The sequence below is a fragment of the Rhodococcus sp. Chr-9 genome (assembly GCF_000801125.1).
GTDB classification, from domain to species: Bacteria; Actinomycetota; Actinomycetes; order Mycobacteriales; family Mycobacteriaceae; genus Rhodococcus; species Rhodococcus pyridinivorans.
Window position 1 is genome coordinate 1 of sequence record NZ_JTIZ01000132.1, and the last position, 301, is coordinate 301.

At 38.5% G+C, this 301-nt stretch carries 1 protein-coding gene; it reads left to right on the forward strand.

Features of this window, described 5'->3' with window-relative positions:
- Positions 1-301, forward strand: a 301-nt coding sequence (locus tag QR64_RS26305) for an IS3 family transposase (protein ID WP_161793644.1), incomplete at both ends; no start/stop codon positions are given.

Genomic DNA, 301 nt, shown 5'->3' on the forward strand with positions numbered 1-301 from the left:
TATTGACCATATTCGCCGAGAAAAAGAAGTGAGTGCTGCGGATATGGCTCAAACCATACAAACTTTAGCACTCAATGTCAGACTAAGCTGTCAACTCCTTGATGTTCCTGAATCAAGTTATTATGAACGGATTAACCGACATCCATCTAAAACTCAATTAAGGAGACAATACCTGTCACTCAAAATTTCTCAACTCTTCAATGCTAACCGAGGAATCTATGGTGCTCCTAAAATTCATCATCTTCTACTTAAACAAGGGGAAAAAGTCGGGTTAAAACTGGTACAGAAGCTAATGAAGCAA